This window comes from Rhodococcus sp. no. 34 (assembly GCF_054589475.1).
Window position 1 is genome coordinate 1 of sequence record NZ_BAAILK010000038.1, and the last position, 15,595, is coordinate 15,595.

14 protein-coding genes and 1 rRNA gene are annotated in these 15,595 nt (G+C 62.6%); 3 read left to right on the forward strand and 12 right to left on the reverse strand.

Annotation, left to right across the window (positions count from 1 at the left end):
• From ACYP01_RS16870 to ACYP01_RS16880, 3 genes are all read right to left on the reverse strand, one after another.
• Positions 1-62, reverse strand: a 16S ribosomal RNA gene (locus ACYP01_RS16870); the annotation flags it as partial.
• Positions 63-635: 573 nt separating this feature from the next.
• Complete coding sequence (gene tyrS / locus ACYP01_RS16875) at positions 636-1,913, reverse strand: tyrosine--tRNA ligase (protein ID WP_007736194.1); 1,278 nt, start codon at positions 1,911-1,913, stop codon at positions 636-638.
• 19 nt (positions 1,914-1,932) lie between these two features.
• Positions 1,933-2,541: a DNA-3-methyladenine glycosylase gene (locus ACYP01_RS16880; RefSeq protein WP_003944023.1), complete on the reverse strand. Its 609-nt coding sequence runs from the start codon at positions 2,539-2,541 to the stop codon at positions 1,933-1,935.
• 86 nt (positions 2,542-2,627) lie between these two features.
• Here ACYP01_RS16880 and ACYP01_RS16885 point away from each other — a divergent pair, with 86 nt between their 5' ends.
• The 3 genes from ACYP01_RS16885 to ACYP01_RS16895 are packed head-to-tail and all read left to right on the forward strand — an operon-like array spanning position 2,628 to position 4,728.
• Positions 2,628-3,362: an ABC transporter ATP-binding protein gene (locus ACYP01_RS16885; protein ID WP_287976530.1), complete on the forward strand. Its 735-nt coding sequence runs from the start codon at positions 2,628-2,630 to the stop codon at positions 3,360-3,362.
• Positions 3,359-4,114, forward strand: coding sequence for an ABC transporter permease (locus tag ACYP01_RS16890; RefSeq protein ID WP_042450499.1), 756 nt, complete (start codon positions 3,359-3,361; stop codon positions 4,112-4,114). Before ACYP01_RS16885 ends, ACYP01_RS16890 begins: the two co-directional genes overlap by 4 nt.
• Complete coding sequence (locus ACYP01_RS16895; RefSeq protein WP_042450497.1) at positions 4,111-4,728, forward strand: TetR/AcrR family transcriptional regulator; 618 nt, start codon at positions 4,111-4,113, stop codon at positions 4,726-4,728. The genes ACYP01_RS16890 and ACYP01_RS16895 overlap by 4 nt, the downstream gene beginning before the upstream one ends.
• Here ACYP01_RS16895 and ACYP01_RS16900 read toward each other — a convergent pair.
• The 9 genes from ACYP01_RS16900 to argJ all read right to left on the reverse strand — a co-directional run bounded on the left by ACYP01_RS16900 (position 4,725) and on the right by argJ (position 15,593).
• The gene (locus ACYP01_RS16900; RefSeq protein ID WP_003944045.1) at positions 4,725-4,931 is read right to left on the reverse strand and encodes a Trm112 family protein; all 207 of its coding nucleotides are present in this window, start codon (positions 4,929-4,931) and stop codon (positions 4,725-4,727) included. The genes ACYP01_RS16895 and ACYP01_RS16900 overlap by 4 nt on opposite strands.
• 39 nt (positions 4,932-4,970) lie before the next feature.
• The gene (locus ACYP01_RS16905; protein WP_459681363.1) at positions 4,971-7,952 is read right to left on the reverse strand and encodes an acyl-CoA synthetase; all 2,982 of its coding nucleotides are present in this window, start codon (positions 7,950-7,952) and stop codon (positions 4,971-4,973) included.
• 170 nt (positions 7,953-8,122) lie between these two features.
• Positions 8,123-9,565 carry an argininosuccinate lyase gene (argH, locus tag ACYP01_RS16910; protein WP_459681365.1) on the reverse strand — a complete coding sequence of 481 codons (1,443 nt, stop codon included), beginning with the start codon at positions 9,563-9,565 and terminating at the stop codon, positions 8,123-8,125.
• 3 nt (positions 9,566-9,568) lie between these two features.
• A complete protein-coding gene (locus ACYP01_RS16915; RefSeq protein ID WP_003944066.1) occupies positions 9,569-10,768 on the reverse strand; it encodes an argininosuccinate synthase in 1,200 nt (399 codons plus the stop codon).
• A 47-nt stretch (positions 10,769-10,815) separates the two neighbouring features.
• Positions 10,816-11,295 carry an arginine repressor gene (locus ACYP01_RS16920; protein ID WP_007736224.1) on the reverse strand — a complete coding sequence of 160 codons (480 nt, stop codon included), beginning with the start codon at positions 11,293-11,295 and terminating at the stop codon, positions 10,816-10,818.
• A complete protein-coding gene (gene argF / locus ACYP01_RS16925) occupies positions 11,292-12,242 on the reverse strand; it encodes an ornithine carbamoyltransferase (RefSeq protein ID WP_021334039.1) in 951 nt (316 codons plus the stop codon). The genes ACYP01_RS16920 and argF overlap by 4 nt, the downstream gene beginning before the upstream one ends.
• Complete coding sequence (locus ACYP01_RS16930) at positions 12,239-13,438, reverse strand: acetylornithine transaminase (protein ID WP_007736227.1); 1,200 nt, start codon at positions 13,436-13,438, stop codon at positions 12,239-12,241. The genes argF and ACYP01_RS16930 overlap by 4 nt, the downstream gene beginning before the upstream one ends.
• A complete protein-coding gene (gene argB, locus ACYP01_RS16935; RefSeq protein ID WP_007736229.1) occupies positions 13,435-14,358 on the reverse strand; it encodes an acetylglutamate kinase in 924 nt (307 codons plus the stop codon). The genes ACYP01_RS16930 and argB overlap by 4 nt, the downstream gene beginning before the upstream one ends.
• Positions 14,355-15,593, reverse strand: coding sequence for a bifunctional glutamate N-acetyltransferase/amino-acid acetyltransferase ArgJ (gene argJ / locus ACYP01_RS16940; protein ID WP_050656537.1), 1,239 nt, complete (start codon positions 15,591-15,593; stop codon positions 14,355-14,357). The genes argB and argJ overlap by 4 nt, the downstream gene beginning before the upstream one ends.
• Positions 15,594-15,595 lie beyond the last annotated feature (2 nt).

Here is a 15,595-nt window from a genome sequence, read left to right on the forward strand (position 1 = left end):
ACTTGCATGTGTTAAGCACGCCGCCAGCGTTCGTCCTGAGCCAGGATCAAACTCTCCGTTGAAGACTCTAGATATCACCAACCCGAAGGCCGGCCAATCAGTCATAGACAAAAAGAGTCAAATCACTAGCAAAAAAACTCAACTAGCAAAAAATGTGTCGGCAACCATTCAGACGGAAGAATGAACAATCACCGACGAAAAATACTCACACCACACACAAACCAACCAAACCCCAAGAGGCGGTTGATCATTCGCGGATGTGAAGTACCAAAAAAAATTTTGGCACTGACATTCATCGACACACTGTTGAGTTCTCAAAGAACACGCACACACCATCACTTCAACCAGGTTGAAAGCTCCGGGGCAAGGGTTACAATCTTAGCTTGTTCGCTCCAGGGAAGCAAGTTCCCGCTGAGCGTGATTGTCTCCGACTTCGTCCAACCGCGTTTCCCCGGCCTGTCGGTCGGGGTTGGTGTCCGTGTCGCTCTGACTTGGACAAAGTTACGCGAATGAAAACTGAGCGTCAAACGTGCAGGTCGCAGATGTTCGACAGGTTAAATCCGCTGGTAGCCCGCCCGGAGGCGGGCCACCAGCGGCCACAGGAGCCCCGCTAGACAACTGTGACCCCACACACGTCAGTTCGGAAGGATTCTCACGCCGGCGAAGTTGCGCTTTCCGCGCCGGACGACCAACCAGCTGCCGTGAAGCAGATCGGATGCGGTGGGCTCCCAGTCGTCGGCCGACACCTTCTGGTTGTTCACCGAAGCACCGCCCTCTTTCACGGCGCGTCGAGCGGCCCCCTTGCTCTCGCACAAGCCGCTCGTCACGAGCAGATCGATGATCGTGCGCGGCTCCCCCGGCGCCAATTCGCTGACCGATGCTTCTTTCAGCGCCGCGGCTAGCGTCGACTCGTCGAGTTCCGCCAGCTCCGCCTTGCCGAACAACGCCTGACTGGCGAGCTCGACAGCACGGGTGTTGTGTTCCCCGTGAACCAAGGTCGTCATCTCCGCGGCAAGTCGCTTCTGCGCTTCTCGCGCATGCGGCCGCTCCGCTGTTGCAGTCTCCAGCTCCGCGAGTTCGTCCGCAGTCAGGAAGGTGAACCAGCGCAGGTACTTGATCACGTCGGCGTCGCCAGTGTTCACGAAGTACTGGTACCAGGCGTACGGGCTGGTCATCTCGGGGTCGAGCCACAAACTTCCGCCACCGGTCGACTTTCCGAACTTTTTGCCATCGGCCGAGGTCACCAGCGGAACCGTCATTGCATGAACGCTTTCACCGTCGACACGACGGTTGAGTTCGACGCCGGCAATGATGTTGCCCCACTGATCGGACCCGCCGACCTGCAGAGTGCAGCCGAGATCGCGTCGCAAGTGCAGGTAGTCGTTGGCCTGGAGCAGCATGTAGCTGAACTCGGTGTACGACATCCCGTCCGACTCGAGACGACGCTTCACGGTGTCACGCGCAAGCATGACGTTCACGGAGAAGTGTTTACCGACATCACGCAGGAAGTCGATGGCCGACATCTTGCCGGTCCAGTTCATGTTGTTCTCGATGACCGCGCTCGTCGGCGAATCGTCGAAATCCACGAATCGTTCGAGCTGACCACGGATGCGACCTGCCCAGTCCGCGACGGTATCGGCGGAGTTCATCGTCCGTTCCCCGACGTCACGGGGGTCTCCGATCAGGCCCGTTGCACCGCCGGCAAGAACGATCGGGCGGTTGCCGGCGCGCTGAAACCGCTTGAGCGCGAGGAGCGGAACCAGGTGACCTGCGTGCAGGCTCGGTCCTGTCGGGTCGAAGCCCGCATACAACGTGACCGGTCCGGCCTCGAGATCTTTACGCAAAGCGTCGAGATCGGTTGATTGGGCGATCAGCCCGCGCCAGGTCAGTTCGTCGAGAATATTCTCAGTCACGGACTCGATCATCCCATCTTCACGAAATGACCGGCGCTCGCGGGCTTCGGCGATACGCGGACACCGCTCGCGAGTCCGGAATCCACAGGCGCCACGGAACCTCCGCCGCGGTACTGACCCCCACCCGCGGTCCACTGACCCATTCCTTCGACTCCCCCAATTCGAGCCGAATCCGCGAGGCAGGGTTGAACACGTCTGTTCCGTTGTCCGCCAACGTGATTGCGACAGAAGCACCGAGATTACCCGGCCCTCTGGCCCATTGGTGAGATGGTCGATCCGGCGATCTCCGAGCAGACACCACATCGTGACCGGCCTCGATTTCGGCCGCTCGGAGCAGAACACCACCCGCAACACCATCCGGGCCGTACGAGATGTTCATACAAAAATGCATTCCATAGCTGCGGTAGACGTAGAGACGCCCCGCCCGCCCGAACATCACGCTGTTCCGCGGCGTTCTCCCCCGATACGAATGTGCTGCCGGATCCGGCCATGGCCCGTCCTTCTCCCCTCCGTACGCCTCGACCTCGACGATCCTCAGCGAGATGTCGTCGACGGTCAGGGTCGAGCCGAGAATTGTCAGGCCCGCTTCCAACGGGTTCTCCACATTTTCCAAGGTCTCGATGCTCACCCTTCGATTGTGCCCACGCCGTTGACTCATCGGTCGGCCGAGTCACATAATTCAACAAGTGATGAATTATTGAAACGAGGCAAACCGTGACCACAACGCCGGCAATAGATATCCGCGGACTACGAGTCATTCGCGGCAAGCACGAAGTTCTTCACTCGCTTGACCTGCAGGTATCAGCAGGATCGATCACCGGACTGCTCGGCCCGTCCGGCTGCGGCAAGACAACCCTGATGCGCGCGATTGTCGGAACACAGATCGTCGAAAGTGGTGAGGTCAGAGTGCTGGGCGACCTCGCCGGTTCCGTTGCTCTTCGCCACCGGGTCGGATATGTCACCCAATCCCCCAGCGTGTACGGCGACCTGACGGTCACTCGAAACGTCCAGTACTTCGGCGCTCTGTACGGCAAGTCCGGCGCCGACGTCGCAGCAGCGGTCGACGCCGTCGGATTGAGCCGATACGCCGACCAGACCGCCGCCGATCTGTCTGGTGGTCAACGCGGGCGAGTCTCGCTGGCTTGCGCGTTGGTGGCGTCACCTGATGTGTTGATCCTCGACGAACCCACCGTCGGCCTCGATCCGGTGCTTCGTGTCGAATTGTGGGAACGATTTGCCGACCTTGCTCGCAGCGGAACCACCCTGTTGGTTTCCAGCCACGTCATGGATGAGGCCGACCACTGCGCTGAACTGATCCTGATGCGAGACGGGCATCTCCTCGCTCAACTCACACCCGATGAATTGCGCGCCATAACCAGATGTGAACGGCTAGAGGACGCCTTTCTCGAGCTGATTCGGACTTCACCCGTCGGAGGCGAAATATCATGAGCATCAGGATCTTCGGTGCTACGACCGTCCGCATTCTGCTTCAGCTCCGCCAGGACCATCGCACGGTGGCCATGATCTTGTTGGTCCCGTCGTTGTTGATGATTTTGCTGTATTTCCTCTACCAAGACGTACCGACGCCACCCGGCCAGGTTTCGCTCTTCCAACGAGTGGCGATCACGATGTTGGGAATCTTGCCGTTTGTCGTCATGTTCCTGGTCACGTCCATCGCGATGCAACGCGAACGCAGTTCAGGCACACTCGAACGCCTGCTCACCACACCGATGGGCAAACTCGACCTTCTCGCCGGATACGGGGCGGCATTTTCGCTCTCCGCCGCCGCTCAGGCAGCCCTCGCGTGCGCGGTTGCTTTCGGATTCCTGGGACTCACCATCGCCGGCAGTCTTGCCTGGGTCATCGTCATTGCAGTTCTCGGCGCAATACTGGGCGTTGCGCTAGGCCTGTTGGCCAGCGCATTCGCGAAGACTGAGTTCCAAGCGGTGCAATTCATGCCGGTAGTTGTGGTTCCACAGCTCTTCCTCTGCGGACTCCTGGTACCGCGCGACCAATTGCCGACCTGGCTCGAATGGATCAGCAACGTCCTCCCCTTGAGCTACGCCGTCGACGCACTTCAGCAAGTGTCGATTCATGCCGACGCGACGGGTCAGATGTGGCGTGATCTCGCCGTCATGGCGGGCTTCGCCGCCGCCGCGCTATCGCTGGCCGCGGCCACACTCGATCGCCGCACTCCATGACCGACGACAGCACCGCGCCGACGCCGACTCGTTCGGGGCGACGACCGGGCAAGTCGGAGACTCGCGCGCAGATTCTCGATTCGGCGCGACGGGCGTTCTCCCAGAACGGTTTTCGACGAACAACCGTTCGATCGATAGCTGCGGCCGCTGACGTCGATCCGGCTATGATTCATCACCATTTCGGGAGCAAGGAGCAGTTGTTCACCGCTGCGATCGCGCTACCGATCGATCCAGCAAAGGTACTGGGACCGGTTCACACCTCCCCGACCGAAAACCTCGGCGAAAGCCTTCTCCGGGCGGTGATCGGGCTATGGGATTCGGAACACCAGCCGGCGATTCTGGCGGCTTTTCGATCAGCCATTTCCGGCGACGGATCGCAGTTGATCCAGAGCTTTCTGCTCGATGTCGTATTGCGCGACATCATTCCGCGGGTGGACACACCACCTGGTACCGGCTTGATCAGAGCGGAATTGGTGGCATCTCAGATGGCCGGACTGCTTGTCACGCGATATGTGCTCGGACTCGAACCACTCGCATCATTGAGCGTCGACGCTTTGGTACCGCTGGTGGCTCCGAACCTCCAGCGGTACCTGACCGGTGAGTTGCCGATCTAGCCTTCAGCCCGTGCGAGCAACTTTTCGTGCTCGTCGTCCGCTACATCGCGTGCCTCGTCGATCAACAGAACGGGAATGCCGTTCTCGATCGGGTAGGCACGACGCAGGCGCGGGTTGTAGAGCAACTCGTCCCCGACCAGCAACAGCGGGCCTTTGTCCTGGGGGCAGGCCAAAATGCTGAGCAACGTCGAATCAATAGCCACGTGTGTCCTCTCGAACCGATCAAACAGAATGTCCTCAGGCTACCGTGCTCCGGTGCTCACCCTCGTCGGCATCAACTGCGCGGCAATTGCCTTGGTCAGCCGCTTGTACGACTGCGCCTCGGAATCGAGGAACCAGGTCCGTGGCCCCGGCGCCGGCAATCCGGCCGCAGCCAACGCAGTGGAGCTCGGACGGTACGACGAACCCACCGGGATCTCGTCAACCACGTGCACGATATCCGGACGAGCGTCGAAAGCGATGCGCGAGAGGGCCTCTGCAAGCTCGGCAGAACGGAACTGCCGCCCCGGACGCCATGTCACGGCAGCGACCGCGAGCTGATGCGGCGCGTCACCGACTCCGTATGCGACGGCAAGATCCACCCGCGCCACACTCGACAACGCGTCGACGATCGGCTGGGTGAACACGGGACCGCGGACCGTGGAAATGACCGTGTTCTTGTGGTCGATCAGCCAGTAGTCGCCGTCGGCGTCCCGGCGGAAGAGATTTTCGGTGGGAATCCACGAATCGCCGGCTTGGAAGAGACCTCGCATGGCTCCGCCCGAGAGATCGGCGGTGAATCCCGCGCGCCCGAGCAGCAATCCGACCTCGTCTTCGGCGCACTCACGGACAAATCCGTTTCCGTTCTCGAGGAGCCGACCACTCAGCGGGTCGTATGCCGCCAACCGCACCTGCGCGCTACCCGGCAGTGGGCGCCCCTTGGAACCAACTTTGGAGCCTGCAACATTGGCAAGAATCACGTCGCCTTCGGTCGACGCATAGAACTCGAGTACCTGCGCGGGGTCGAACGCCTCCGTTGTCCGCTTCCAGAGACCATGGGGCATGCCCGAACCGATGAACAGGCGGACCGGATGACTACCGTCGATGAGAAGAAGATCCTCGTCGAGTATCTCGCGCATCATCGACCACGTGTAACTCACGACCGTCACGCCGTAGCGGTGGATTTCCTCGACGAACCTCGCGGGGTTCAGTCCACGTGAGAGCGCAATGCGTGAGCCACCGGCCATGGCACCACCGATGGTCGCGAGCAGACTCGACGAATGATGGAGTGGCGCAAGGCAGTACACGGTGTCACCGCGATCGAGATCTGCCGCCGTGGCCGTGCCGAAGGCCGACAATGCCCACCGGTAGTTGGTGATCTGCTTGGCTTCGAGCACACCGCCGGATTCCGCAAAGATGATGAAGGCGAGTTCGCGGGCGACACCGGGATCCGGTCGGTACCACCCGGGCAGATTGACCTTCGTCGGATCGATTTGTTCGAGATCGATCACGTCGTGTGACGGATCCACCTCGAGGCCACGGGCATCGCCGCCGCCGAGCACCAGTACCGGCCGACCGGTAACCACTGCAGCATCGACGTTTTCCGGATCGGTGATGATCCGATCGACCGACCCCAGCTTGACCGCCGCCGTGATGTCGGAGCCTGGCGGAAGCATGACCGCGACGGCACCAAGTCGCGACAGGGCCGCGATGGCCGCGAGTGCGCTGGGGCGGGTCTCCATCAGGACACCGACATGCGCTGCCGGACGCACTCCCACGGAGATCAATCCACGCACGACATTGTCGATACGCGCGTTGACCGCTTCATACGTGTGCACGCGATTGTCGAAGAGGAAGCACTCGCCGTTCGGCGCCTTTCGACGCTGCTCCGCCAGCAACTGGCTCAGCGAGATCTTGGTGTGCGGCTGAATCTGGTTGAGTCGAGCCAGACGTGGCAACGCTCGTGCCGCTTCTCCCGACAATTCGAAAGTGCCGCGCAACGCACCGGCGGCAAGGTCACTGATTCCCTTGGTGACTCCTGCACCTACTTCAGCGACCGAGGCGACGGTGTGGATGATCCGATTGCTGATCGACACACCGGTCTGGTCTTCGAGGTCGGCGCCGTAGACCATGCTCGCGATACGGTCCGGGAGGGGTCCACCCGTCTCGGTCCACTGCACGAATTCACCGGTGGTCGGCCAGGTGTGATTGGCCGCGGTGGAACCGACAACCAAACCGAAATGACCTGCACGCAAGGTAGATTCGTAGACCTTCGCCCGCGGAGCGGCTTGACTGATGCCTCGAACCGCTTGCGGCTGGCCGATGTCGTCGACCTCGCCGACGAATGCCAGGATGGGGCAGGTGATCTCGGCGAGCGAGACCAATTGATCCTTGATGACGAACCCACCGGTCATCATTCGGTTGTGCACGATGAACTGCTTGAGCAGTTCGGCTACCGCGGGCCCCGACCACGCGACCCAACCCTCGGTCGCGAGGAAGCGTCGTTGCTGCTCCCGCGGAAGCAACGCCTCCCGGTCGTGCAGTTGAAGCAGAAAGTCGACGCGCATCTTCAGCGTCTTCACGGGATCGAGCAACTGGAACCCGGTACGGGCCATCCAACCGGTGACCGCCAGGCGATTGAAGACGTGATCGGCGAGGAAATCTGCACCCTTGGTTGCCAATCCCGCCGGGATGCCGAAGGGTAGCGCGGCGAGTGTGTCGACCGGACTGCCGAAGGTTATGACGCTGGCGATGTTTCGACTACGCCGATACGCGGCAGCCTGATAGGCGAACATGCCACCCTGCGAATAACCGGAGATGTGAACATCTTTTCCGGTGTGACGGTGGATGTGATCGACGATGTCGCTGAGAGCGATGATGTGATCGGCGAGGTTACGATCCCAACCGCCCTCTTCGGAGTCGGGCGAACCGAAATCGACGACCCAGGGATCAAGGCCCATCTCGTGCAGAATTCCCACAGCGCCCTGGTCACGGGTCACGTCGTACACGTTCGCCGACATCATCATCGGCGGGATCAGCAAGATCGGTGCGCCGACGGTTTCCGGGTCACTGTCCGGGAAGTAGCGCCGTAGCCGATACATCGCTGCGCGTTCGACGATCTCGAACGGCGACGTGGTCGCATCCGTTTCCAGCCCACCCAACCGGACGACCTCGAGGCCGTTTTGTGCTGTCGCAACCACCCGACGAATCGGGCCCAGCACAGACTTGGAATTCAATCCCACCATTTCACTCCCAAGTTACTCACCATGTGACGTCAGTCTCATTTTTCCCGCGCGCGACAAGCCTACTGACGACGAATACGCGTACGCGGTCAGGGAGCAAATTCTGCTACCTGACCGCGTACGATCGAAGGACTACTGCCGAAAAGAGAGCGACAACACTCGTGACCGCGAGGTCACAGGGTCCATTCCCGCAGTGACTGCGCCACTGCTTTGACTCCGTCCAGCTGCTCGGCAACCCGCACCCCCGCAGTGCCGCCTCGCGCGTTGCGCGAAGCAATGGAACCCTCGACTGTCAGCACCTCACGAACAGCGGGTGTCAGCGCGCTGTCGACGCCGGCCAGTTCCTCGTCCGTGAGATCTTCGAGTCCGACGCCTCGCGCTTCGGCGACACGCACACACGCTCCAGCAGCCTCGTGTGCAACCCGGAACGGCACGCCCTGGCGCACCATCCACTCCGCGATGTCGGTGGCCAACGTGAACCCTGCCGGAGCTAGTTCCGCCATGCGCTCGGTGTGGAACTCGAGCGTCTGCACCAGACCGGTGATGGCCGGGAGCAGCATCTCGAGCTGCGCAACCGAGTCGAAAACCGGTTCCTTGTCCTCTTGCAGATCGCGGTTGTACGCCAGCGGCTGAGCCTTGAGCGTCGCCAACAATCCGGTCAGGTTGCCGATCAAACGACCCGACTTACCGCGCGTGAGTTCCGAGACATCCGGATTCTTCTTCTGCGGCATGATCGACGATCCCGTCGACCACGCGTCGGCAAGCGTGATGTAGCCGAACTCCGGTGTGCTCCAGATGATGATCTCTTCCGCCATGCGGGAGAGGTCGACACCGATCATCGCAAGCACGAACGCTGCCTCGGCCGCAAAATCACGCGAAGCCGTTGCGTCGATCGAGTTCTCGGCCGAGCTGTCGAACTTCAGTTCCGTCGCAATCGCTTCGGGATCGAGTCCGAGTGAGGAACCGGCCAGTGCACCGGAACCGTACGGGGACACCGCAGCTCGCACGTCGAAGTCGCGAAGGCGTTGCACGTCCCGCAACAGTGGATGTGCGTGAGCGAGCAGGTGATGCGCCAACAGGACCGGCTGAGCCGCCTGCAGGTGCGTCTTGCCCGGCATCACGGCATCCGGATGCGCCCCGGCCTGAGTCGCCAATGCGTCGACCACGTCGAGAACTCCGGTGGAGATGCGGCGGACTGCATCGCGAAGCCACATGCGGAACAGCGTGGCCACCTGGTCGTTACGTGAACGACCGGCACGCAGGCGTCCACCGACCTCAGGCCCGACGCGCTCGATCAGACCACGCTCGAGTGCGCCGTGTACGTCCTCGTCCGAATCACTGGGCCCGAAGGCGCCACTGGCGACATCTGCCGCCAGACGGTCGAGACCGTCGAGCATCGTCGCGAGGTCGGCTTCGCTGAGCAGACCGGCCTTGTTCAGCACACGCGCATGCGCCTGCGACGCCCGCACGTCGTACGGAGCGAGGACCCAGTCGAAGTGAGTCGACTTGCTCAGCGCCGCCATGGCAGCGGCCGGTCCGGACTCGAACCGCCCGCCCCACAGCGCACCTTCGTTGGTGCCGTGTTTTTGAGCGTCTCCGTCACCGCGAGCCGTCATGGCTCAGAGTCCCAGATCGCGCTTCGCGGCGACCTTCGACGACAGACCGTGGATCTCGACGAAGCCCTTCGATGCGGACTGGTCGAAGCTGTCGCCCTCGTCGTACGTCGCGAGGTTGAAGTCGTAGAGCGACTCGGGGCTACGACGACCGTTGACGGTGATGGCTCCACCGTGCAGGAAGAGACGGATGTCGCCGGTGACGCGCTCCTGCGTCTTGTCGACGAACGTGTCCAGTGCGTCCTTGAGGGGCGAGAACCAGAGGCCGTCGTAGACCAGCTCGGACCAACGCTGCTCCATCTGACGCTTGTAGCGACCGAGTTCGCGTTCGAGGGTGACGTGTTCGAGTTCCTGGTGCGCGGTGATGAGAACCATGGCGCCGGGAGCTTCGTAGATCTCACGGCTCTTGATGCCCACGAGACGGTCCTCGACGACGTCGAGACGGCCGACGCCCTGAGCGCCTGCGCGCTTGTTCAGTTCCTGAATGGCTTCGAGAACCGACACCGGGCGGCCGTCGATGGCGACCGGGCGGCCCTTGTCGAAGCTGATGATGAGCTCGTCGGGTGCGTTCCAGTTGACCGTCGGGTCCTGGGTGTAGTCGTAGACGTCCTTCGTCGGCGCGTTCCACAGATCCTCGAGGAATCCGGTCTCGACGGCGCGGCCCCAGACGTTCTGGTCGATCGAGAACGGCGACTTCTTGGAGACGTTGATCGGGATGTTGTTCTCTTCGGCGAAGGCGATGGCCTTCTCGCGGGTCCAGGCGTAGTCGCGGACCGGTGCGATGACCTGAAGGTCGGGTGCGAGGGCGCCGAATCCGACCTCGAAGCGAACCTGGTCGTTGCCCTTACCGGTGCAACCGTGCGAGACGATGGTGCCGCCGTGCGAGCGTGCAGCTTCGACGATGTGCTTGACGATCAGCGGACGGCTGATGGCCGAAACCAGCGGGTAGCGGTCCATGTACAGGGCGTTAGCCGCGATGGTCGGCAGGCAGTATTCGTCCGCAAACTCGTCGCGGGCGTCGACGACAACGGATTCGACTGCGCCGCAGTCGATCGCGCGCTGACGCACGACCTCCATGTCCTCGCCACCCTGCCCCAGATCGATGGCGACGGCGACAACTTCAGCGCCCGTCTCCTTACCGATCCAACTGATGGCAACAGAAGTGTCCAGCCCGCCCGAGTAGGCGAGTACGACGCGATCGGCCATGGTTTTTGTGCTCCTTCGGTTGAAAATCTCTATCAAAGAATAAGGGGTCAGGCGAGCGATTCGATCATGGCCGCGAGTTCCGCTCCGGAAAGCGGTTCCCGGGCCACTACGAAGATGGTGTCATCTCCGGCGATCGTGCCCACGATGTCCGGCATCGAGGACCGATCCAGTGCGCTCGCGAGGTAGTGCGCGGCTCCCGGCGGTGTCCGGAGGATCGCCATGTTGCCGCTGAAATCGGTGGAGACCAACAACTCACCCAACAGCCGTGAGAGGCGGTCGGTACCGCCGGCCACACCGCGTACCGGGTTCCCGTCCTCCGGCACCACGTAAACACCGGCGCCGCCGTCGGCGGCACGCAGTTTCACCGCTCCCAGCTCTTCGAGGTCACGCGAGAGCGTCGCCTGCGTTGCTTCGATGCCCTCGGCACCGAGCAAGGCCGCCAGCTCCGTCTGACTTCGGACAGGGTGAGCCGCCAGAAGCGCGATGATGCGCGACTGGCGACCAGCCCGAGTGGGAGCGACGCTCACGCCGGGTCCAGTTGGGTTCGCTGTTCCAGCAGCCACACGAGCAATGCCTTCTGGGCGTGCAGACGGTTCTCCGCCTCGTCCCAGACAACACTCTGCGGCCCGTCGAGAACCTCGTCGGTGACTTCTTCGCCGCGATGCGCGGGCAGGCAGTGCAGGACGACGGCCTTCGGATCTGCCTTTGCGAGCAGCTCCTTGTTGATCTGGAACGGACGGAAAGGTCCGACCCGATCGAGTCCGTCGTTCTCCTGACCCATCGAGGTCCAGGTGTCGGTGACCAACGCGTCGGCGCCGACGACGCCGGCCTGTGGGTCCTGCGTCAGGGTGATGGTCGCGCCGGTTTCCTCGGCGCGTTTGCGTGCTGCTGCCACGACCCAGTCCGCCGGTTCGAAGCCGGCGGGGCTTGCGATGGTGACGTCTATGCCTGCGGTCACTCCGCCGAGCATCAGCGAGTGAGCCATGTTGTTGGCGCCGTCGCCCAGGTAGGTCAGCTTCAGCCCCTTGAGCTCACCCTTCTGTTCGATCAGCGTTTGCAGATCGGCCAGAACCTGACAGGGATGAAATTCGTCGGACAATGCATTGACGATGGGAATCGTTGCGCCCGTAGCCATTTGCTCCAGGCGCTTCTGGCCGAACGTGCGCCACACGACGGCGTCGACGTAGCGGGAGAGAACGCGTCCGGTGTCCGCCAAGGTCTCTTCACGACCGAGTTGAGTGCTGCGCCCGTCGACGACGACAGCGTGACCGCCCATCTGTGCGATGCCCATCTCGAACGAGAAACGTGTACGCGTCGAGTTCTTCTCGAAGATGACACCGACTCCGCGGGGACCCTCGAGCGGACGCCGAGCGAACGGGTCCTTCTTGAGAATCGCTGCGAGTTCGAGAACTTCGGCCTGCTGCGCAGGAGTCAGATCGTCGTCCCTGAGAAAGTGTTTCACCACGGTAGTCACTTCTCCCCCGGCTGGTCAGCCGATAGTGCACTGTCGAAGATGGCAGGTAGTGCTGCCACGAAGGTTTCGGCCTGCTCGTCCGTGAGGATGAGCGGCGGCGCCAACCGGATCACTCCGGGTTGCGCTGCATTCACAAGGTACCCGGCTTCGCGCGCTGCGTTTTCCACTGCCGGCGCGACGTCCTCGGTCAGCACGACACCCAGCAACAGTCCTGATCCCCGTACGTAGTCGACCAACGGATGGCCCAGATCTTCGATGCCCGCCGAGATCGATTTGCCCAAGCTGTCGGCGCGTGAGATCAGGTCTTCCGCTGCAATGGTTTTCAGCACGGCAAGCGCCGCCGCAGCGCACACCGGATTGCCACCGAACGTCGTACCGTGCTTGCCCGGTCCGAACAACTCTGCCGTTGCCCCGGTCGCGATGCAGGCGCCGATCGGCATTCCGCCGCCGAGTCCCTTCGCAAGAGTGATGACGTCCGGCACGATGCCGACTGCCTGATGTGCGTAGAACCAGCCGGTCCGGCCGATGCCGGTCTGCACTTCGTCGAGTACGAGCAGCGCACCACGTTCGGCGGTGATCCGCCGAGCCTCGACGAGGTATCCTTCGGGTGGCACCACGACGCCGCCCTCACCCATGATCGGTTCGAGGAACACAGCGGCGGTGTCGGAATCGACGGCCTGCTCGAGTGCCTCGACGTCGCCGTACGGCACGAACTCGACGCCGGCGGGCATCGGTTCGAACGGCGCCCGCTTGGCCGGCTGGCCCGTCAGAGCGAGTGCGCCCATCGTGCGACCGTGGAAGGAGCCTTCGGCTGCGATGATCTTCTTCCGGCCGGTGGCGCGAGCGAGCTTGAAGGCAGCCTCGTTCGCCTCGGTACCCGAGTTGCAAAAGAACGCGCGCCCGGTGACGTTGCCGAGATGAGCGAGCAACTGCTCCGCCAACTCGACGACCGGCTCGCTGGCGTACAGGTTGGACACGTGGCCGAGTGTCGACAACTGAGTAGTCACGGCTTCGACGACGGCCGGATGTCCGTGTCCGAGGATGTTGACGGCGATTCCGGCCAGGAAGTCGACGTACTGCTTGCCGTCGGCGTCGGTGAGTACGGCGCCGTCACCGCGGACGAGAGCAACCCGGGGTACGCCGTAATTGTTCATCAGCGAAGCGGACCACCGCTGCTGCAGATCGATCGTGCTCATGAGATAGCTCCCTGCTGGGGACCGGCGACCGAGGAACCCGGCACGACCATCGTGCCGATTCCTTCACCGGTGAAAAGTTCGAGTAGGACTGAATGTTCGAGCCGACCGTCGATCACGTGCGCCGACGGCACACCTCCGCGCACCGCGCGAAGGCAGGCCTCCATCTTGGGCACCATGCCGGCGTCGAGACTCGGCAACAACTGGGCCAGGGCGTCGGTGTCGATCTCGGTGGCCAGCGAGGCTCGGTCCGGCCAATCGGTGTACAGGCCCTCGACGTCGGTGAGGACAACGAGCTTCTCGGCACCGATCGCCTCGGCCAGTGCGGCAGCAGCGGTATCGGCGTTGATGTTGTGGACGACACCGTCGGCGTCGGGTGCGATGGTCGAGACCACCGGAATACGTCCTGCCGCAATGAGATCGAGTACCGCGTCTGGGTTTACGGTGGTGACGTCCCCGACCAGCCCGATGTCGGTCTGCTCCCCCTCGACCGCAACAGTGCGTCGAGTAGCGGTGAACAGGTGCGCATCTTCACCGGAGATACCGACCGCGTAAGGACCGTGCGCGTTGATCAAGCCGACGAGTTCACGGCCGACCTGACCGAAAAGCACCATCCGTACGACGTCCATCACCTCGGGCGTCGTCACACGAAAACCACCGCGGAACTCACCCTTCATGCCAAGGCGTGCCAGCATCGCGTTGATCTGCGGGCCACCGCCGTGCACGACGACGGGATGGATGCCGACAGTCCGCAGGAACGCCATGTCGGCGGCAAATGCCGTTTTGAGCGTCTCGTCGATCATGGCGTTTCCGCCGTACTTGACCACGACCACCTTGTCTCGGAATCGCTGCAGCCACGGCAGCGCGTCGGCGAGGACATGCGCCTTCTGATGCTCGCTGATCACGGGATACGTCTCGGTCATGACGAATACGCCGAGTTCTCTTCGACGTAAGCATGCGAGAGGTCCGTGGTGCGAATGCTCACGGACTCGTTGCCGATTCCCAGATCGATGTCGAGTTCGATGTCGATCCCACTCAGGTCCACCTCACGCGCCCCCGGAGCACCGACGCCGTCGATGCAGACGGGACTCCCGTTGAAGGACACACTGATTCGATCGGGATCGAGCTCGATGGGAGCGATACCCACTGCGGCGAGAACGCGACCCCAATTGGGATCGGAACCGAAAAGCGCTGTCTTGACCAGGCTGTCGCGGGCGATGGTCCGGGCGCCGATCAACGCATCGGACTCGGACGCCGCGCCGCGAACCGTCACCTTGACCCGCTTGGTGACACCCTCGGCGTCTGCCATCAACTGATCCGCGAGATCATCACACACGGCCAGCACTGCGGCGTTCAGTTCGTCCTGCGTCGGCGTGACACCGCTGGCGCCGGAGGCCAACAGGAGCACTGTGTCGTTGGTGGACGTGGCGCCGTCGACGTCGAGGCGATCGAAGCTCAGGTGGGTGGCGGCGCGCAGAGCGGTATCGAGCTGATCCGCCGTTGCGACAGCATCGGTCGTGACGACGCACAGCATGGTGGCCAGCGCAGGCGCGAGCATGCCTGCGCCCTTGGCCATTCCGCCGACGTTCCATTTGTTCGCGTGGTGCAGCGACGCCTGCTTCGGCACGGTATCGGTGGTCATGATCGCGTATGCCGCGTCGGTGCCTCCGGAGATTCCGCCGGCCAGTTCGTGCACCACCTCGGTGACACCGGGGATCAGCTTGTCCATGGGCAAGCGGTCACCGATAAGTCCGGTCGAACAGACAGCGACCTCGATCGCGCCCGTCTCGGTGCCCCAATTACTCAGTGCCGAAGCAACTTCCTCGGCAGTCTTGTGTGCATCCTGGAATCCACCCGCGCCCGTGCAGGCGTTCGCGCCGCCCGAGTTGAGCACCACCGCGCGCAGCTTGCCCGTCGTCAGGACCTGCTGAGACCAGAGCACCGGAGCTGCCTTGACCTTGTTCAGGGTGAAGACGCCGGCAGCGGCCAGATCGGGTCCCTCGTTGAGCACCAATGCGAGGTCCGACTTGCCACTCTTCTTGATACCGGCAGCAATTCCGGCACCGCGGAATCCGGCAGGTGCGGTGACGCCCTGCGTGCGGAGCAGACGTCCCCCGGCGACGTGAACCACGTCTGCAACGGTCGCGTCAGGCTCGATTG